The sequence below is a fragment of the Methylocaldum sp. RMAD-M genome, assembly GCF_017832375.1.
In the GTDB taxonomy this organism is placed as follows: Bacteria; Pseudomonadota; Gammaproteobacteria; order Methylococcales; family Methylococcaceae; genus Methylocaldum.
The window spans coordinates 25,281-45,295 of record NZ_JAFIBZ010000022.1 but is presented as its reverse complement, the minus strand read 5'-3'; the positions used below and the strand labels follow the sequence as shown (position 1 = coordinate 45,295).

The 20,015-nt window shown below is 59.6% G+C and carries 14 protein-coding genes; 13 read left to right on the top strand and 1 reads right to left on the bottom strand.

Annotation, left to right across the window (positions count from 1 at the left end; all coding sequences use genetic code 11):
* Positions 1–17: 17 nt before the first annotated feature.
* The 13 genes from JOD69_RS17935 (at position 18) to JOD69_RS17875 (ending at position 17,729) form a co-directional block, all read left to right on the top strand.
* Positions 18–2,183 carry an amylo-alpha-1,6-glucosidase gene (locus tag JOD69_RS17935; RefSeq protein WP_210024123.1) on the top strand — a complete coding sequence of 722 codons (2,166 nt, stop codon included), beginning with the start codon at positions 18–20 and terminating at the stop codon, positions 2,181–2,183.
* A gap of 256 nt (positions 2,184–2,439) precedes the next feature.
* Entirely contained in the window at positions 2,440–2,946 is a 507-nt protein-coding gene (locus JOD69_RS17930) for a Spy/CpxP family protein refolding chaperone (RefSeq protein ID WP_156881363.1), read from the top strand.
* A 105-nt stretch (positions 2,947–3,051) separates the two neighbouring features.
* Entirely contained in the window at positions 3,052–4,203 is a 1,152-nt protein-coding gene (locus tag JOD69_RS17925; protein WP_210024122.1) for an FAD-dependent monooxygenase, read from the top strand.
* Positions 4,204–4,511: 308 nt separating this feature from the next.
* Positions 4,512–5,042 (top strand): general stress protein, encoded by a 531-nt coding sequence (locus tag JOD69_RS17920; protein ID WP_210024121.1) that lies wholly within the window; start codon positions 4,512–4,514, stop codon positions 5,040–5,042.
* Positions 5,043–5,453: 411 nt separating this feature from the next.
* Positions 5,454–6,170, top strand: coding sequence for a DUF2231 domain-containing protein (locus JOD69_RS17915; protein WP_210024120.1), 717 nt, complete (start codon positions 5,454–5,456; stop codon positions 6,168–6,170).
* A 68-nt stretch (positions 6,171–6,238) separates the two neighbouring features.
* Positions 6,239–6,964 (top strand): type II CAAX endopeptidase family protein, encoded by a 726-nt coding sequence (locus JOD69_RS17910; RefSeq protein WP_210024119.1) that lies wholly within the window; start codon positions 6,239–6,241, stop codon positions 6,962–6,964.
* A gap of 174 nt (positions 6,965–7,138) precedes the next feature.
* The gene (locus JOD69_RS17905; RefSeq protein ID WP_210024118.1) at positions 7,139–7,732 is read left to right on the top strand and encodes a histidine phosphatase family protein; all 594 of its coding nucleotides are present in this window, start codon (positions 7,139–7,141) and stop codon (positions 7,730–7,732) included.
* 276 nt (positions 7,733–8,008) lie between these two features.
* Entirely contained in the window at positions 8,009–10,498 is a 2,490-nt protein-coding gene (locus tag JOD69_RS17900) for a glycoside hydrolase family 65 protein (protein ID WP_210024117.1), read from the top strand.
* Positions 10,499–10,538: 40 nt separating this feature from the next.
* Positions 10,539–10,943: a hypothetical protein gene (locus JOD69_RS17895; RefSeq protein ID WP_210024116.1), complete on the top strand. Its 405-nt coding sequence runs from the start codon at positions 10,539–10,541 to the stop codon at positions 10,941–10,943.
* Between the two features lie 407 nt (positions 10,944–11,350).
* A complete protein-coding gene (locus JOD69_RS17890; RefSeq protein ID WP_210024115.1) occupies positions 11,351–15,007 on the top strand; it encodes an ATP-binding protein in 3,657 nt (1,218 codons plus the stop codon).
* The gene (locus tag JOD69_RS17885; protein ID WP_210024114.1) at positions 15,000–15,623 is read left to right on the top strand and encodes a hypothetical protein; all 624 of its coding nucleotides are present in this window, start codon (positions 15,000–15,002) and stop codon (positions 15,621–15,623) included. The genes JOD69_RS17890 and JOD69_RS17885 overlap by 8 nt, the downstream gene beginning before the upstream one ends.
* Complete coding sequence (locus tag JOD69_RS17880; protein ID WP_245245660.1) at positions 15,620–16,852, top strand: hypothetical protein; 1,233 nt, start codon at positions 15,620–15,622, stop codon at positions 16,850–16,852. Before JOD69_RS17885 ends, JOD69_RS17880 begins: the two co-directional genes overlap by 4 nt.
* Positions 16,845–17,729, top strand: a complete 885-nt coding sequence (locus tag JOD69_RS17875) for a hypothetical protein (protein WP_210024113.1) — start codon at positions 16,845–16,847, stop codon at positions 17,727–17,729. The genes JOD69_RS17880 and JOD69_RS17875 overlap by 8 nt, the downstream gene beginning before the upstream one ends.
* A gap of 450 nt (positions 17,730–18,179) precedes the next feature.
* On the opposite strand, the gene zwf is transcribed toward JOD69_RS17875, so the two are convergent.
* Positions 18,180–19,691: a glucose-6-phosphate dehydrogenase gene (gene zwf, locus JOD69_RS17870; protein ID WP_210024112.1), complete on the bottom strand. Its 1,512-nt coding sequence runs from the start codon at positions 19,689–19,691 to the stop codon at positions 18,180–18,182.
* Positions 19,692–20,015 lie beyond the last annotated feature (324 nt).

The following is a 20,015-nucleotide window of genomic DNA, read 5'->3' as shown; positions in this document are numbered from 1 at the left end:
ATAAGGAGCAACCGACGATGACGGATACTCAGCAAAGCGACGACCAGTGGTACATCGCGGCAACCACGCCCCGGACCCAGGAAGTCATCCGCACGCTCAAGCACGGCGACACCTTCGGCGTGTTCGACGGCCACGGCGACATTGGCCAGAGCGATACCGAGGAACAGGGGTTCTATCACAACGGAACCCGCTTTCTGTCTCAATGGGAGCTGCGTATCGACGGCGGACGGCCCATGCTGCTCAATTCCATCGCCAGGGAGGACAATAGCCTCCTGATCGTCGACCTGACCACGCCTGACATTTATCTCGGGGACGAACTGGTCGTTCCCAAGGGAAGCGTGCATCTCCTGCGCTCCTCGGCGCTGTGGAAAAAAGCTCTGTACGAAGACCTCCGCTTGGTCAATTACGGCAAACAACCCATCGACCTGTTATTCGAATTGCTCTTCGACGGAGATTACAGGGATATCTTCGAGGTACGCGGCGCCCATCGCGAAAAGCGCGGCGACTATTTGCCGACCGAGGTAAAAGAAAACATCGTACGGCTGGGCTATCGCGGCCTCGACGACCGTTCCCGCTACACGCATATCCGTTTCGAATGGCAGCCGGACCGACTCGACGCCTCCCGTTGCACCACCCGGCTACATCTGGAACCACGCCAGGCGCACGCGCTACGCCTGGTCATCGCCTGTACCCTCGACGGCGAGGCTCCGCCGGTGCTCGGCTACGACGGCGCCACGGCCGGCATCGGGCACAGTATCGCGGTCAAGCGGGCGCGCACCGCGCTGATCGAAAGCTCGAACGCGGAATTCGACGGTTGGCTGAACCGCTCCGCCTCCGATCTGGAAATGCTGACCACCGAGACGCCAGACGGCCCTTACCCTTATGCCGGAATTCCCTGGTACAACACGCCCTTCGGCCGCGACGGCCTTATTACCGCCTTGCAAACGCTTTGGGTCAATCCCGCGCGCGCCAAGGGCGTGCTCGCCTTTCTGGCCGCCCATCAGGCCAATCGTGAAAACCCGGATTCCGACGAGGAACCGGGCAAAATCGTCCATGAAATGCGCTCCAGCGAAATGGCGGTGCTGGGCGAAGTGCCTTTCGCCCGCTATTACGGCTCGGTGGATTCCACGCCGCTGTTCATCATGCTGGCCGGCCACTTTTACCGGCGTACCGGCGACCGCGCCTTCATCGAGTCGATCTGGCCCAACATCGAACGGGCGCTGGCCTGGATCGACCGCTACGGCGACACCGACGGCGACGGCTTCACCGATTACGCCAAGAAAAGCGCCGACGGACTGACTCAGCAAGGCTGGAAGGACTCCGGCGATTCCGTCTTCCATGCCGACGGCAGCGTCGCCCAGCCTCCCATCGCCCTATGCGAGGTGCAGGGCTATGTCTACGAAGCCAAACACCTCGCGGCCGAACTCGCCGAGATGCTGGGCCAACGGGAGCACGCCGGACGATTGCGCCGCGAGGCTGACGATCTGAAACGGCACTTCAACGAGACGTTCTGGATGAATGACCTCGGCACTTTCGCCATGGCGCTGGACGGACAAAGGCGCCCCTGCCGGGTGCGCGTGTCGAACGCAGGCCATGCCTTGTTCACCGGCATCGCCGAAGCCAGATACGCCGCTCGCGTCGCCGACACCCTGATGTCCGAAGCGTCGTTCAGCGGTTGGGGTATCCGCACGGTGGCGAAAACGGAGAACCGCTACAATCCGATGTCTTATCACAACGGCTCGGTCTGGCCTCACGATAACGCCATCATCGCCTCGGGGATGGCTCGCTATGGATTCAAGGATCAAGCTTTGAAGCTGCTGGCCAGCTTCTTCGACGCCGGCCACTTCCTCGATCTTCATCGTCTGCCCGAACTGTTCTGCGGTTTTTCGCGCCGGCCCCACCAGGGACCGACCCGCTATCCGGTGGCGTGCGCGCCGCAAGCTTGGGCCAGCGGCGCGGCTTTCCAGCTTCTACAAGCCTGCTTAGGCATTCAGTTCTCCGCCGAGAAACCGCAAATGGCTTTCTACCACCCGCTGCTGCCCGATTTTCTGGCTTGGCTGCGGATCAATCGGCTGCGATTCGGCAAGGGCGAAGTGGACCTGCTGTTGCAACGCCGGACTGGCAGTGTCGCGGTCGAGGTGGTACGCAAGCGGGGCGACATCGAGGTCGCGGTGTTCCTCTGAACCCCGATGGATCAATTTCGGGATGCCGGTCGGGATGATCCGACCGATTCCGCAGAAGACACCTGAATCGTGGATCTGCCCGTGAATACGACCCAACAATCAGTGAGTTACGCTTACTCGCCGAATACTCCCCAATCGGGGCTTGTACGGATTTCCAGCGGAAGCATGGCTCACTAATCTGATTCCGAAACCGAAAATAGATTCGGCTCGGCCGTCTCGAATACCGGATAGAGGACATCCGACCAGGAGGTGCGACATGAAATCGGTAAATTCTGCTTTAGTTCTGATCGTCGCGGGCTTGACTCTCGGCAATGCGGTTTATGCCGCCGAAGAAAAGAGCGGCGGCCAACCGGGTCCACGATCAGAAATGATGGAACCCAGGGGCGACAGGGATGAAATGATGTGCGGGCCCATGCACGGCGGCGCCAGGCGGGGCCACGAAGGCTATGCCGATATGGTTCTCGGCCATGCCGACAAGCTGAAACTCAGTGACGAGCAGATGGGAAAAATCCTCCGAATACACATGGAGAACAGAAAAAAACTGCGCGACCTTTTCGGAAAGTTGCGGGATAGCACGAAGTCCGCCTACAAATCATTTTTGAACCCGGCGGCCGATGAATCCACCATCCGCAAGGACGCCAAGGAGCATTCGACCGTCTTCGACCAAATCGTCGATGCCGCATTGCAAGATCGAAACGCGGTTAACGCGGTGCTCACGCCGGAACAGCTGAAGCAATTGAAATCGATCAAGAGCGAGTCTTGAACAGCACTCGACCCAAAAATATGTCAATCGATCATTCGACGGAGTGAGGCGACTGCACGGTAGGAACAGCCGCCCGGACGAACCCACCGGCATGTATGCTTAACGATGAGCAGCACGGATCGGCCCATAATCGCAGGCGCAGGCCCTGTCGGACTCGGAGCGGCATTGTTCCTGGCCCGGCAGGGATGTACGACGCGGCTGGTCGAAATACGCGACGAACCGGCTCGGCAATCGAGAGCTCTGGCCGTCAATCCCCGCACCTTGACCCTTCTACAACCGTCGGGCGTGACCGATCAGATGTTGGAACTGGGTTCCCCGATCCGCGGCGTCCAGTTCCACCGGTCGGGTCGAGTCGCGGCGGCGCTATCGTTCGCCGGCGTCCATCCCAAATACCCTTTCATGCTCGGCCTCTCGCAGGCGACCACGGAGCGGCTGCTGGCCCGAGCCTTGGAGGCGGCAGGAGGCATGGTCGAGCGCGGAGTGCGGATAGTGGCTTGCCGGAACGCGGTCGACGGGGTCGAGGTAGTGCTCGAGGCGGGCGGCGGACTCCGCGAGATCGCCAAAGGTCCGTGGTTGCTGGCTGCGGACGGCGCGCACAGCACCGCGCGGCAGCAACTCGGAATCGACTTCGTGGGCTCTTCGTTCAAGCAGGAATGGCATTTGGCCGACGCCCCGCTACGGACGACTCTTGCCGACGATCACGCTCACGTCTTCTTTCTCGACGAAGGTGCGTTTTTGTTCATGATCCGAGTGGTGGACGAGGCTCAAAAGGGTCGCGCGAATAACCCGGTCTGGCGGATCATGGGGAACCGCTCGGACCTTCTGTCCCGGCTGGTACAAGCCGAACAGACGGGCCCGCCCGTATGGACCTCGAGTTTTCGCATCTCCCACCGGATCAATGCGACGCTGTCGGCGGGTGCCGTCTACTTCGCGGGGGATGCGGCCCATGTCCACTCCCCGCTGGGCGCCCGAGGCATGAATCTCGGACTGGAGGACGCCTGGGTATTTTCGGAACTTGTGAGAAACGGCCGTTTGCCGGAGTACGACAGGCTCCGCCGCCCGGTCGATCGGAGTGTGGTGCGCAGGGTGAAGATCCTCTCGCGGATCGCCTCCGCCGAGTCGTGGTTCGACAGGTTCATCCGAACCTACGTGTTGCCGAAAGCGATCAATATCCCGTCCATCCGTGCGCTCATGGCCGCTACCGTCACCGGCCTCGACCACGCGTTACCTCGGTCCGTCGCCGATCGAACGGGTTGAACGAAGAAGCCGAACTTTCAGGTCTCCGCTCAAAGATGTATATCGGATGAGCCCCGAAGAACTGGCGGCGGAACTTCGGGGCGACCTTTGCGCCGGTCTTACCGGAGAAGAGGCGGCAACTGTACGGCCCGAACGAAATCGCCCGCGCCGGACTCCGCTCCCGCTGGAGCATTGCTCTCCAGCCGTTCCAATTCCTGAGATTTGTCCGACTCGGACTTTGCACGGCGATTTACGGTCTAAAAAGGAATCGCTCGAGTTTCCGATGTCGTCACCAAGATCAATGACAGTCTTTTTGTAGGAGGAATGTCATGTCGCCCGGTCGAAGCGTCGTGAGTGTCTACGACAGCATGTCAAAGATCGAGGAAGCCATACAAAAGCTGAATCAGGAAGGCTTTCCGATCAATCAAGTCTCCATGGTCGCGCGAAGTCTCGAAAGCGAACGGGAAGTCCACGGGATCGCGACGATCGGGGATATGGCCAAGCACGGCGCCGGCATCGGCGCCTGGACCGGAGGTTTGTTCGGAGTGTTGGTCGGAGCGTTGCTGGTCTGGGTTCCCGGGGGCGGGTCGATATTGATTCTCGGGCCGCTGACAGTGGCCTTGATCACAAGCATCGAAGGTGCCTTGGTCGGTGCTGCCGGCGGCGGGCTATTGGGCGCTCTGGTGGGCTTTGGGGTATCGACCGAGCACATCATTCGCTATGAACGGCACGTCAAAGGAGGCAAGTATCTCCTGATCGCCCACGGCAGCGCCGAGGAACTCGAGTGGGCGCGGGACCTCCTGGCCGACACGGGTGCCGAAGAAATCACCGTGCATGAGTCCGAAAGCACGGCGCGTTGACCCGAATGCTTCCCTGTCAGGTTTGGTACGGATTTCAAGCGGAAGCGCGACCGGCTAGTCTTGAACGGAACCCGCCGGCGTCCGGTCGCGGCAACAAGCCGCGTGAGCCCGGGCCGGGCGTGTACCGGCACGGGCGGTGGCCCGTGATACCAGGCGAGTATCGACGGGCGTGATTATAGGATCAGGACTTACGCATTTCGCCCCTTCTCCCTCAGGGAGAAGGTCGGGATGAGGGGATCGAAAAGGAAGTTCCTTCATTTCATCCCCCTAACCCTCTCCCTGAGGGAGAGAGAACCGAAAGCGCTTCTGCGTAAGTCCTGTAGGATCAAAGGCGAAGTGCCGAACCGCTTTGCCGGTTAGGCACCGAGCTAATCGGAGGGCTCACCGGGGATTGGCCTAGCGCAGGACTCCATGCTCGATTCCATTTACGAGTTTCTCGCCCGGCTGGGCTACGCTCACCCGATCCATCCGACCGAGGTCCACATGCCGATCGGGCTGGTGGTGGGTGCGTTCATATTTGCCTGGATCGCTTTGCTGTTCCAACGGCCAAAACTGGCGCAAACCGCATATCATTGCATCGTTCTCGCTTTTATATGGCTGTTTCCGACCGTACTGTTCGGGGTGATGGATTGGCAGCATTATTACGCCGGAGCCATGCCGTTTCCGATCAAGATAAAACTGATTCTTGCTCCGGTTCTTTTGGTTCTACTGGCTGGCGCGGTGCTCCTCGGGCGCGGGAGGGGCGCCGAATCCAAGGCGGTTTTGACCAGCTACGGCCTGTGTTTTCTGGTGGTCGTCGTCCTGGGCTACTTCGGCGGCCAATTGGTTTATGGCATCCAAGGTCCGTCTCTTCCCGACGAGCTGAAAGCCGGCGCCCGGTTATTTTCCGCCCATTGCAGCAGTTGCCATCCTCAAGGCGGCAACGTCATCAACCCCGATTTGCCCCTGAAAGGCTCTCCGCAGCTAGTGGATCCCAATGTCTTCGTGGCCTTCATCCGCAATCCGAAAATGCCGGACGGCTCCGCAGGCTCCATGCCGGCGTTTCCTTCCGCGCAGATATCCGATCGAGAAGCCGAGTCGCTTTACGAATATATCGTTCAAACCATGGGATATCCGACACGGAAATGACCGGGCATGATCCAAACCGACCGTTGCCTGCCTGACGAATCGCCGCCGATCACGGGAAGAACCGAGCGATGAACGGCGAGTCGTACGACAACAGCGGCGCACACCGAGAACACCGGATCGAAACCGTCGACAAGAAGACCTTGCTTTTCGAGGTTTCCGTTTTCCTATCGCTGATCGTTCCGTCCATGGTGCTGTCCTTCTTCGCGGTGAGGCAAGGCGCCCTGACGTTTACCGTTACGGCCTGGGCCACCATGCTGCGGGATTTGGCCCTGGTCGGCCTGATCGCGTACTTCCTCCGGCGAAACGGAGAACCGACCTGTCGTCTCGGCTGGACGTTCACCAACGCACGAACCGAGGTCGGAATCGGCCTGGCCCTGTTCATACCTTTTTTCGTAGGTATGGGCGTGCTGGAGAACAGCTTGCGTGCGGCCGGCTTTTCGATGCCGTCCACGCCCCTGCCGACGTACCTGAGGCCGGAAAGTCTGCCGCAAAGCGTGCTGGCGACGCTTTTGGTCGCAGTGGTGGCCATCGCGGAGGAGACCATCTTTCGCGGATATCTGATCCTCCGTTTTAAAGGCTTGGGCGCAAGCTCGGCAGGCGCCGTGGCGCTCTCGGCATTCATTTTTTCCCTCGGCCACGGGTACGAGGGATCGGCCGGAGTGATCACGGTCGGAGCGGCGGGTCTCATCTTCGGGATGATTTATCTTTGGCGCCGGAGCCTGGTGGGTCCCGTCGTTTTGCATTTTCTGCTGGATTTCATCGGCATCGTTCTGGCACCGATGCTTCGTCCGTAAGAAGGCGCCAATGGCGGCTGACAAACAGCAAAACTTCCGACGCCTTTGGCGATCAAAAAACTTTATCCGCCGGTACGGCGAGGATCTGCCCGAGATCCGCGACTGGACGTGGACCGAGCCCATCGGACGGCAAACTTGAGGCAGACGGAGCGTCCTCGAGGAAGGAGCCATAGGATGCAGAACTTTCCTCTGATTTACCTCGTTCGGCACGGTGAAACGCCTTGGTCCGTTTCGGGCCGGCATACCGGATCGACCGATCTTCCGCTGACCGCGAGGGGGGAGCGTAACGCTCGCCGTCTGGGCGAAAAGCTCGAAGGCTTGTTATTCGCCCAGGTATTCACCAGTCCTCTGCAACGGGCCTCGCGAACCTGCGATCTGGCCGGCTTCGGCACGGTCGCGAGCGCGGACGGCGATCTCGTCGAATGGAATTACGGCGTCTACGAAGGGAAGACAATCGTCGAGATTCGCGAACAACGGCCCGCTTGGGAGATTTTCCGAGACGGGTGTCCCGGCGGCGAATCGGCCACGGACGTGGCTGCGCGGGCGGACCGTGCCGTCGCTCGCCTTCGCGCCGTCGACGGCGATGTTCTGCTCTTTTCCCATGGGCATTTTCTCCGCGTCCTCGCCGCCCGCTGGCTCGGGCTCGATCCTGCGGCAGGCCGGTATTTCTTTCTGGGCACGGCGGCGTTGAGCATTCTCGGCTATCACCATGGTCGGGACGAACCGGTCATCCGTCTTTGGAACGATCGCAGCCATGTAGCCGATTGAATGGAAACCAGGACAAAGCCTTTGCGGGGCGATCCGGTGGCACCACGGGGCTTGACCGACATCTCAGCTGGGAGCACTTGCGTATGCATACGAGAGCATGCTTCGGGACCTGCGGCGGTAAACGCGAGAGGTTGCCCGGGAGTTGCCGATGATTCATTTTCCGAACCCCGCAGAAACAAAGTCGTCGGGGCGCATGCCTAACCAGCACATCGAGCACGCCGTCAGCCGCCATCCGGCCGGCGTGCCTGCCTGCGGCTGGCACGAAGGGAACGGAGAGTGATCCGACGCGAGCCCGTACTGCCGCCGGAGTTCATCTATCCCGTCGAGGACTGGCGGATGGTGGAGCGGGAATTCGTCCCGGCGCTCCTGTCCCAGACGGAGAGCATCTTTGCCACCGCCAACGGCTACTTCGGCATGCGCGGCGGTTTCGAGGAGGGAACGCCAGCCTACGAGCACGGGACCTTCGTAAACGGGTTCCACGAGATTTGGCCGATCCCCTACGGCGAGCGCGCGCACGGCTTCGCCACAACCGGACAGACGATCATCAACGTGCCGGATGGGAAGGTGATCCGGCTGTACGTGGACGACGAGCTGTTCGACCTCGCCCGGGCGCCCGTGCTCCGGTACGAACGGGCGCTGGACCTCAGGGCCGGGACCTTGGACCGCGAAGTGCTCTGGGAAACGCCGACAGGCAAGCAGGTCCTGGTCCGGTCGCGCCGGCTGGTCTCGTTTGCAGAACGCCACCTCGCAGCCATCTTCTACGAGGTGACCGTGCTCAATGCCCAGGCTCCGATCGTCCTCTCCTCTGAACTGGTACAGCACCCGCAACCCCGAATGCTCGGGGAAGACGATCCCCGCCTCGCCCGCCGGCTCGACCGGTCCGTGCTGATCCCCGAGGCACGGCAAGCGGACAAGTACCGGCTCCTGCTCAGCTTCACGACCCGCAGCAGCCGCATGACGCTCGCTTGCGGCTTCGACCACATTCTGGAGACGGAATGTGAATGCTCGGTCGAACAGGAAAAATCCGAAGAGGCAAACCGCGTCGTCTTTTCGGCCCAGGCCACGCCGGGTAAGCCGATCCGTTTGACCAAATTCTTGACCTATCACACATCCCGGACGGTGTCGGTCGGCGAGCAACTGGACCGGACCAGGCGCGTGCTCGACCGCGCTCTCCGCCAGGGATTCGAACGATTGCTACTGAATCAACGGCAGTACCTGGACGACTTCTGGCACCGGGCCGACGTCGAGGTGAGCGGGGCGCACTCGAGGGCGCAGCAATGCATGCGGTGGGACCTGTTCCAGTTGCTCCAGGCCACCGCCCGGGCCGACGGGGCCGGCGTCCCGGCGAAAGGCCTGACCGGACAGGCCTATGAGGGCCATTACTTCTGGGACATGGAAATGTACATGAACCCATTCCTGGTCTACACCGACCCGCGCGCGGCTCGAAACCTGCTGCTATTCCGCTACCGCTTGCTGGATGCCGCCCGGCAACGGGCCCGGGAGGTAAGCCAGAAAGGTGCCCTGTTCCCGTGGCGGACGATCAACGGCCAGGAGGCATCGGCCTACTACGCCGCCGGGACCGCCCAATACCACATCAACGCGGCGGTCGCCTACGCCATCCGCAAGTATGTCGAGGTGACCGGGGACGAGGACTTTCTCCGCCGCTATGGGGTCGAGATTCTGATTGAGACGGCCCGGCTTTGGTACGATCTGGGGTTCTTCTCGGAGCGGCGCGGAAACCGGTTTTGCATCAACTCGGTCACCGGCCCGGACGAGTACACCACCGTCGTCGACAACAACACCTACACCAACCTGATGGCCCGGGAGAACCTGCGGTATGCGGCCGATTCGGTCGAGATGCTGCGGTCGGCGCATCCGCTGGCGTACAGCGAACTCGTCTACCGGACGGGCCTCTCGCCCGAGGAACCCAAAGACTGGCGGCGAGCGGCGGATGCCATGTACATCGCGTTCGACGAGGAACTGGGCATCCATCCTCAGGACGACGGCTTCCTGAATCGCGAGGTATGGGATTTCGCCGGAACGCCGGCGGACCACTATCCGCTGCTGCTGCACTACCACCCGCTGGTCATCTACCGCTATCAGGTCCTCAAGCAGACCGACGTCGTTTTCGCCCTGTTCCTGCTCGGCGAGGATTTCACCACGGAGCAGAAACGGCGAGACTTCGACTACTACGATCCGCTGACGACCGGCGACTCGTCGCTGTCGGCCTGCATTCAGAGCATCGTGGCCGCGGAACTGGGCTATCGGGCCCACGCGCTGGAGTACTGGATGTACGCCCTGCTCATGGACCTGGCGGATGTCGGCGGGAACGTCAAGGACGGGTGCCACATCGCCGCGCTCGGCGGAAGCTGGATGGCGGCGGTCTACGGGCTGGCTGGGATGCGCGACCGGGGCGGGAGACTGTCGTTCGATCCACGCCCTTACGTCGCGCGATTGCGATTCGCGCTGGCGATCCGCGGCCAGCGGCTGGAGGTCCAAATCGAGAACGGGTCCGTCACCTATCGGCTTCGCGGAACGGCCGGGCTGACGATAACCCACCGCGGCGAAAGTCTCGTCCTCCGCGACGGGGAGGCGGTGACACGAAACCTTGCCGAAAGGGCCGAGGCGACGGACGGTTCCTATGATCGCAATCCGAGCGTAACGCCTCCCCGCATTCCCGCCGACGGTCCCGGCGATCCAGCACGCCCCGCGGCGAAAAGCCCCGCGAAACACCGCGGCCGGCCTCCCGGCGAAGGGACACGATGAGCAGCCGGTAGCGCATGGGGACGGCCTATGTGAAGCCGGAATGAGAAGCTCTTTAGGCTATCCGGCAGCCCGGCACACACAGCCCACCGCAACGCAAATGGAACTGGGCGCTCATCTGGATCGGCATATTCACGAACGGGAGCGGGTGATCGTCGTCTCCCGGGACGAGCTACTGATCAGTGCCGCAGAGTACGCCCAATCACGCGGATGCGCGGTCTTCATCGCCTACGCCGCCAGCGAGATCCCGACAGCACGAAGCACCTGGTTGACCACACTCCTGTTACCCGCAATCGCGAAGCCCCCACCGCGTCCACTGCCCACCGCGGATCCGAAGTCCACCGGCTCTTCGCCAACGCCGCAAATCTCCTCTAGCGCAAAACTCTCGGTTTCCTCAGTTCTCGCGAAGCTTCGGGAGATGTGCACGCCGCAACCGAGCGGAGGGTAACTGGCTAGCGAGGTCGGCCAGGCACTTCTCAAGCTCGGTTATGACACCAAGGCCGCTCGGAGTGAATTCCTGACTTCCATACCGGGAGTTGAGGCACGTGGAACCGGTCCCCGAAAAATCTGGGTGTTCTGATTGAGTGATCGTTTGCACCCTGCCCCGAAGTCTCGACTTCGAGGCTTGCGGGCAACGGAATAGAAAATCTTTTCAAGAACCGAATCCTTGAATTGGCAAAAATTCTGAGGGTATGCCATCAGCAAAAGATACGACGAAAAAATCGACTATTGCAGCTAAGCTTTGTAGAAACTGGACGCTTTTCGCAACCGGGGTCATCCGTAGTCATTTCGCACGGACAGCACGCTATTGCCTACTCTCCATCCATAGTATTCGCTACTTCGGAATTGTTCCCCGTGTTCCGTATCAATCGCCTCATCCTCATCGACTCATACAAACCGGGTACCTTACAGGAATTGCGCCTGGATGGCCCGACCAATCTCAATGGCGTTAACGGCGCTGGTAAAACCACTCTACTGCGGTTGATCCCGCTGTTTTTTGGGGAAAGCCCGAGCCGCTTGGTACCCAAAAGCCGGGTAAACGAAAGCTTCGTTCAGCATTACCTGCCGCACGAGTCCTCCTACCTCATTTTCGAGTACCGCCGTTCCAAGCAAACCTGCCTAGCGGTGATGTATGCCGCCACAAATGGGGGTGGGCTGTGTTACCGCTTCGTCGACAAGGCATTTACACTGGACGATTTCCTCGTCACCGACGGCGAGGGTGGAGACATGCCGATTTCCTGTCGTGATCTCGCTCGTCATCTCGGTAAAAAGGGCGTCTATTGCAGCCCCCAACTAACCTCCCGCAACGACTATCGCACTGTCATTCAAAATCTGCCCCATACCAAGGGGTCGGAGCTACGCCAGTTGATTGCCCGCTTTAGCTTTTGCGAATACGCCAGCGGTCGGCGGCTCCAACACGTCGAGAAAATCGTCACCGGCATGTTCATGCGCGCCACCGATTTCCGCGACCTGCGGGAAATGCTCGTGAGCTGTATCGAAGAAGAGCGTGAAACGATCGCGCTGGACATCAAGACCGATACGCTGGAAGTGTGGTGCCGTGAATATCGGGCTTTTCAGCACATGGAGACCCAACGTGAGACCATGATCGCCTTGGAAGCCTCTGAGCAAGAGGCGAACACGGTACGCCAGGAACTCGCCGAGCTCGCGGCGCGCATGCGCCGTTTGGCCAGCCGCTTCGAGGAAGAGCATCAGCGTAAAAAGCAAGAACTGGAACAACTGGAGCACTCGCGAGACCAAGCGAAGACAGCATGGGAGACTCAGGAGCTGACACTCAAACAGGAGCAGGCGGAAACCCAGGCACAGCTTAAAGTTAACGAGCGAAGCCTGCACCAGCTTGAGCAGGAAAAAATCAGCTGGGAAAAGGAAGATATCGAGCTCAAACAACGTCTGCACGCAGCGCGGGCACAGATACGGAACGCGCTTGAACAGGCACGCGAACACCACAGACGGCTGCTGGAAAAGGTCCAGGATATCGATGCTGAATTTAGAAGCCTCAAAGCCGAACAAGAAAAGGAGTTTCTACAACGGCGGCACGCGCGGAAAGAACACCTAAAAGAGCTGGCACTCCAGGCGGAACGCGAAAAGAACCGGCTACGGGAGGAATATCACGCCAAGGAAGCTGCCCTGAGACAAACGGCAGTTTCGAAGGAAGCCGAGCTGAATGAGTTGCAATTGAGGCTGCGCGAAGAGAAGGGCCAATTTGCCAGCCAGGTTCGTGACGTTCAGGCTGATCCCGACTTGCTGTTGGCCCTCGAGTCCAAGCGGGAAGCGCTTGAACTAGGACGTGCGGAGCTGGAACAGAGTCGCGAGCAGCAGCGCGCGATGGAAGAGAAGTTAGCGGCCCACCGCGCCAACGCCGAACAGCTCGATCGAAATCGCCGCCAACTGAGTGAGCGGCGCCGGCAGATCCAGGATGAAACCATGCGCCTCCACTGTGAACTGGAGGCCGACGCCCACACACTGCTGGGTTTTCTTCGGGAACACCATCCGACGTGGACGAACCATATCGCCAAGGTGATCAAACCCGAATTGCTGCTGCGGGATGATCTTTCGCCGGCTTTGGCTCCAAATTCGGAGAGCTTCTACGGCATAAGCCTAGGACTGGACGTGCTCGAAGCTGATCGGGCTGCGAGCGAATCTGCCTTACGCGAAGCGATCGCGAACTGCCAACGCGAGCTGGATCGTCTAGACATGGAAGCCCAGACACTGGATACCGCCGTGGAGTCTCACCGCAAGACAGGCCAAGTCCTCGCCAAGGAGCACCGCGCGGCGGAACTGTCCTTTAGTCAGGCCAAAACGGCGATCGAACGCCTGGCCAACGAACTCTCCTCGCTAGAAGCCCAAATTCGTGTCAGCAAGACTGAACGGCAGAAAGCTCTACAGGCACAGTTGGACACTATTAATCAGGCGATCTTGGACAACGAAACCCGAATCCAACAAAGCCGTAAGGAATTGGCCAATCAAATCAAAGACTTGAAAGAGGCCTTATCCTACAATTTGACTGTCCTCGATCAAGACCTGGCCGCGCAAGAAACGGTCCTGAAAAAAGAATTGGACGTCATGGCCGATAAACACGCCAAAAAACTCGAGGAGCTTGAGCGTCAGCGGATAGTAAGCCTCGCGAAAGGCGGGGTGGACACAGCCACCTTAAACGATCTCGAGAAGAAGATCCGCCAGCTTGCCACACAGCTAGAACAAGCGGAACAAGCCGCCGAACAAGTGGAGAAATACCAGCGCTGGCGTCAGCATGAATGGCCCCGGCACGAAACGTTGCGGGACGAAATCCGTAAACTCAACCTCATACGCCACGAACAAGATAGACGCTATCAAAAGGCTCTGGAGCAGTTCCAAGTCGCGCAGCAGGAATTCAAGGCCCGCATCGCCGAGCTAAACAGTGCGTTAAAACAGATCGAAGGCCAGCAGCGGCTTTTGTCGGACATGCTGAGCGAGTTGGAGCGTTTTCCCCGACTGCCGGAAGGCAGCGTAGTTCTGGACGCGTCTCATTCCGTATCGTTCCTGCAAAAGCGCAAGCACGAACTCTTGAAGCGGGAGCGAACGCTGGCCGAACGCATCAGCCATTCCGTCACGCACATCAGACGCGCTCTGAATCAGTTTCCCGGTACGCGCCCGGCCAGCTACGCGGAAACCGTGGTCCAGGAGCTCGGTTTGGATGCCTCGGAGCGGGCTTGGCTCCCGTACCTTCGGAATTGGTTTGACCATCACGCGGATGAATTCCGCCGCGTGCTGGTCATGGAGGCCAACACCTTCGGCAGCGCGGTGCGCAATTACCATCAGGCGTTGTGTCGTTTCGACCGTGGCATCGACGCCCTGTCCCGCCGCTTGACTGCCAGCATCGATCGCAACATCGGCTTCGAAAAAATCGAGGCGATCCAGGCGCGTCTCTTGTCGCAGGTCGAACAACTCGGGTATTGGCAGCACATCAAGGCGTTCACCGAACATTATGACAGTTGGCAGCGCGCCGAGGACTTGCTGTTGCCGACCCAGGCATTTGCCGACGCCGTCCAACAGGTGGCGAGCCAATTGAGTGGGCGTGAGGGACGGGTGGAAACCCGTCTGGTCAATCTGCTCACCTTGGAAATTGCCGTAACTGAGAACGGCAAGGTCAAGCGCGCCACGCACGAAGAGGAACTGCGGCAGATTTCCAGTCACGGCCTCTCCTATCTCATCCTTTGCGTGTTCTTCGTGGCTCTGATCAACATGATCCGGAAAGACCAGCCCGTGACCATCATCTGGCCCATGGACGAGTTGAAAGACCTACACCAGATGAATATCGAGCGGCTGCTGGAAATCCTCAATAGCAACAACATCACCCTGCTGTCCGCTTTTCCCGATCCCGATCCGGAAGTTCTCAAGTCTTTCAAGAACCGCTACGAGATCTACGGCTATCGGGAGCTGGTGGAGATGGTCGTCGACGAAGACGACATGCCCCTACCGGAAAACACGGCCGAGGCGTTTACCCTCAATGTTTGAAGATACCGTCAAACGCTTATTGCAGGGCGAATTCATCTGCGAAGTCTCAGCCGACGAGTGTTTTCGGTATCTAAAAAATCCCGAGCATCGCCGCGAGGTGGAGGCTTTTCTCGATCGGCTGGGCTATGCCCTGGCCAGCACCGGGAACCAACTTGCGTACTATGCTGCCTACCGTCAAATCGACGATGAAGCGCGTTCGGAGATTCGCAAGCTCTTCCAGACCTTTCGAACGGAGCTTCATCCCGTAGTGGAATGGTTGGACATGATGATGCAATGCCAACAACAGGATGCCGCGCTGAATCCCGGGGATACCCTCTCCTTTTCGAGTCTTTTAAAAATCATCGAAAACAACCAGGCCTTGGCCGATCGCTTACAAGGTTTCGCCCGCTTCAGGGATTTTCTCAGCACCGATGATTCCACCAAGGGACGCCTGGAAAAACTGCTCAAGACCCTCTGTCACTGGGGCTATCTGCACCTGGCAAGCCGCGACACGCTGGTATATCAGGTGACCGGCAAGCTGGACTATTTCTACCAGGCGCTCCAATTCATTCAAGAGAACGAGGCACTGCCTCTCGAGCAGAAAGAAGACGACACCCAGCAGGATGATCTATTTTGAGCGGAGATAAGACATCGCTGCACCGGTTGTTACAGGCCATGGCCCAACATGGCGATCTGATCGCCGAAGCCTATTTCAACGGCAGCGTGCAAAGCTGCGGGGACAACCAACGGGCACTAAACCAGCTGAAGCAGCTCAAGATCCTATCCTATCGCGGCCAGGACGGGTATCGCCTGTCGACACGGCTCAGCCAGTTCATCGATGGCGCACTCAGCAGCGACCGCATGCGACGGCTGGATACCGACCTGGGCAGCTGGGTCGATTTACTGGAACAGCAAATCGGACTTTACCAGGACGCTCATGCCGAGGATCGTATCGAGGACAGCGACCGTTTTCTCGGCGAAATCGAGCGCCTTGTGTTTGATCTCGCGGATACCCTCGACGAAAACACCACTTACCTGCTGATGCTGGTGAACAGCCGCTTCGCCAATGTTCGCGCCTTGTCGGAAAAAAAACGGCAAAATGCCTTTTACATCGCCCGCCTGGAAAAGCTGGTCAGCGCAATCAGTCTGTTACAGCCGGCGCACCTGATGGATCTAGCCGAGCCGCACGAAAGCATCCAAGGGCTGATCGATCGTCATCTCATCCGCACTTTGCCGTGTCATCGCCAACGTCTGCAGGACATCCTCGACACCCTCAAGACTTTCCTGTTCCAACTGCGTCAGATCGAGGCGCGGGCTCGCCTGGTTAGGGGCTTGGCGTTTTTCCTCAGGCAGAATCCCGATTACAGCCCGCAGGACTGGTGCGAACGAGAACAGGTCCCCGACCACTGGAATCGCATTTCAGGGATCAAGCTGCAGGCTCATCCAGACCCGCTGAACCGGAGCCTGGAGACGGAACTCATCGCCATCGCGCAAAAGATCAAAATCGAAAGCGAGGCTTTGCTGGCCAAAAGAGCGGAACGTGGCCTTAACCGGGTAAGCCTCGCCAGGCCTCCGGCCCGCCGGGTAGAATCTCCGCTGTATCGCCAGCGTATCCGACAAATGTTCGAGCAGGCGCGTAAGACGCCGGGGCAAGCCGTGTCTGCCCTAGCCTATCGTTATCATTCTGACATCGCGATCGACCCGCCCATCTGGTTGAGCTGCGTCCTCAGCGAGAGCCTTCGACGCAAGGGACTGAAGCAGGGTTTCGATTTCGAGTTCGTCCAGCACGCCCGCGCCGACGGCTTTACCGGCAATCTTCGTGTCAAGGACATCCACATCGTCTATCGAGGGTCGTCTCGTGGATAAACGACTGGTCTGCCTGATTGAACGTGCCGTCCATTCGGATCGGACGCAATTTCCGCTGAATGAAGGTTGGCAACATCTCCACGACGAGTACAACATCGGTGTCACTCTCGGCAACAAAATCCGGGTCTCCGAACGGGACAAGGCCGAACTGATCAGTTTGGTCAAACAGATTGCCGGGCTGGACTTGAAGAGCGGCTCAGTCGAGAAGCTCAAAAGCGCCACGCGGTCCGAAGCGCTGGAAAGCACCCGCAATGAAAAATGGGCCGGACGGGCGGTATCGGCCCATCGGCTGGCGGTGAAAGCGTTGCCGGGCCAGCCGCTATGTCTCAACGGAAAGGTCCTCGACCTTCCAAGCCGCAGCCATCTGAATCTGGCGGTCGAGTCGGTGGAAAGCCTCGAACATGAAACAATCGTGGTAATCGAAAATTTCGAATGCTTCGACCGGTTGGACCAGATGCGATGGGCGTTGGAAGAACAGTACACGCATGCCTTGGTACTCTACCGAGGCGATCCACGTCACAGTAGCGGCCAGGCAGTAAACGAATGTCTCCGCGCCTGGAAGCGGCCGGTGCTGGCATTGGTTGATCTCGATCCTGCGGGACTCTTGATCGCACAAGCGCTGCCCTTCGCAGTGGGGCTGATAGCACCTAACGTTGAGAACTTGGAGTCTTTACTCGAGCAAGGTAACCCGAAGCTCTATCACCAGCAGCGACCCATGGCCGAACAGACTGTACGGAACAGTCCACAGGCCATCATCCGGCAACTCTGGTCGATGATCGAGCGCCATCAAAAAGGCGTAGTCCAAGAACGCTGGCTCCACGGCGATGTGGAACTCGTCGTCCATACATTCAGGGAAACACACACCGAACTACAGTAAATTCCGCTATCCAAACCGGTTGGGGATGTTTCAAAACTCAGATTGCGCAGTACGCTAAAGCGAAAGGACACGGCGAACAGCCGGTAGCGCGTGGAGACGGCCCGTGTGGAGCCGGAACGCGGAGCTTTTTAGAACGTTTTCACCGCTGATGTACGCTCGAAAAAGAGCACATATAGGCCGGGATAAGGGGCAGCGTTTCATACGGCGTGCCAATCGGCTTTCCTGCGGTCCGGTGCTCATAAAAAGCCCGTGCGCCGGGAACGGGCTTCGCTCCTTCGACGTAGCTCAGGACAGGCTTCTCCGGGTCGACCATTAGATATCGTCTGGTTGTTCGATAAATGGAATTAGGCAATCCGGCAGTCCTGCACACAGCCCACCGCAACGCAACGGAATCCGACATTTCCTCTTGATAGGAGAACCTTCCCGGTTCCGATGGCGAGGTTTTCCCTCTCAGACTCCGCCGGGTAAAAACGCCGTCAGCCAGCTGTGTCCGTCGACGGCGGTGAGAATGTTGGCGGACTCCGGACCTCCGGAGCCGGCGGCATAGTTGGGAAAATCGGTCGGCTTGGTGTCGCTCCAGGTGTCCAACACCGGCATCAGCAAGCGCCAGGAGGCTTCCACCTGGTCGGCCCGCATGAACAAGCTCGCGTCTCCTGCCATGACATCCCGCAACAGGGTCTCGTAGGCGGTAGGCGTTGCGACCTTGAAGGCGTCCAGATAATTGAAATCCATCCGCACCCGCCTGAGATGCGCGCGGGACCCCGGCTCCTTGACGAAGAAGTGCAGGACGATGGCTTCCTCGGGCTGGATGCGCAGCACCAAGGCGACCGGGTGGGCGTCCTCGCTGCCGGAGGTCGGGAAGGCACGGTGCGGAACCGGCCTGAAACGGATGGAAATCTCCGAGACATCCGCCGCCATGCGCTTGCCGGTGCGGAGATAAAACGGTACGTCCTGCCAGCGCCAATTGTCCACGTGGAGCTTGAGGGCGGCATAGGTCTCGGTGTCGGAATCCGGGGCGACGCCCGGCTCTTCCCGATAGGCGGGCACCCGGCAGCCCTTGATCCAGCCCGCGCCATACTGCCCCCGCACCGCGCGCTGCGCGACCTGCTCAGGTGGAATGGGGCGGAGAGCGTGCATCACGTCCATCTTGCGGTTGCGGATATCGTCGGCGTCGTACACCGCCGGTGGTTCCATGGCCACCAGACAGAGCAGCTGCATGAGATGATTCTGCACCATGTCCCGCAAGGCTCCCGCGTGGTCGTAGTAGCTGCCGCGGTGCTCCACTCCTAGAGTCTCTGCCACGGTGATCGCCACGTGATCCACGTAACGCCGGTCCCAGATCGGCTCGAAGATGGGATTGGCGAAACGCAGAGCAAGAATGTTCTGCACCGTTTCCTTGCCCAGGAAATGATCGATGCGGTAGATCTGGTTCTCGTGAAAGTACCCGGTCAACGCCCGATTGATCGCCTGATAGGAAGCCAGGTCCCGTCCCAAAGGCTTCTCCACCACGATGCGCGCCCGCTCCCGGTCCTTGTGCAATTGTGCCCGTCCCAGGTTGCAGGCAATGTCGGCGAACAGAAACGGCGGCGTTGCCATGTAATAGACCTGCTGGCAAGGCTCCTTCCACTCCTGTTCGCGTGCCTGCATCAGCGTGCGCAGCTGCCGGTACACCGCCGGGTCCTTGAGGTCGCCGCTGATGTAGCCCAAGCTTCGACAAAACCCGGCCCAGCGTTCGTCTTTTTCAATGTCCTCGCCGGATTCGGCCAGCTTTTCGGCGTAATGGCGGGCCAGTTCCTCGGGCCCGAGCGGCATCCGGTCAACGCCGATCAGGTGGAAGCGATCCGGCAGGTGCTTGTCGATATAAAGCCGGTACAACGCCGGAACGATCAACCGCCAGGACAGATCGCCGGCCGCGCCAAAGAGGACGAACAAAGTGCTTTGTGGATGGGTACGCCGTTCCATGAAATGTTCTCGTCGGATGGAGGATTTCAGTACTTGGACTTCGAGTCCGATGCATTAGTCGTCGGTCATTCTGAACCGGGCGGATAACGTCGCGCTGATTCGCATCGTGCATCATGGTTCGTGAACCACCATCAAGCTTGATGGTCTTGCCGAACTCACGCAGGGTCCGTTGGGGCACACCCCTGTTTGGTGTTGCGGGCCGGTTTCCAGGCTCCGCCTGGAGCGGCTAGCTCGTAGGATGCGGTGACGAAGGAAGGGTTGCGATTAAAGCAACCGTTTGCGATTGAAACCGCATCGTTCGCGATTGATGCCTGTCCTGAGCTC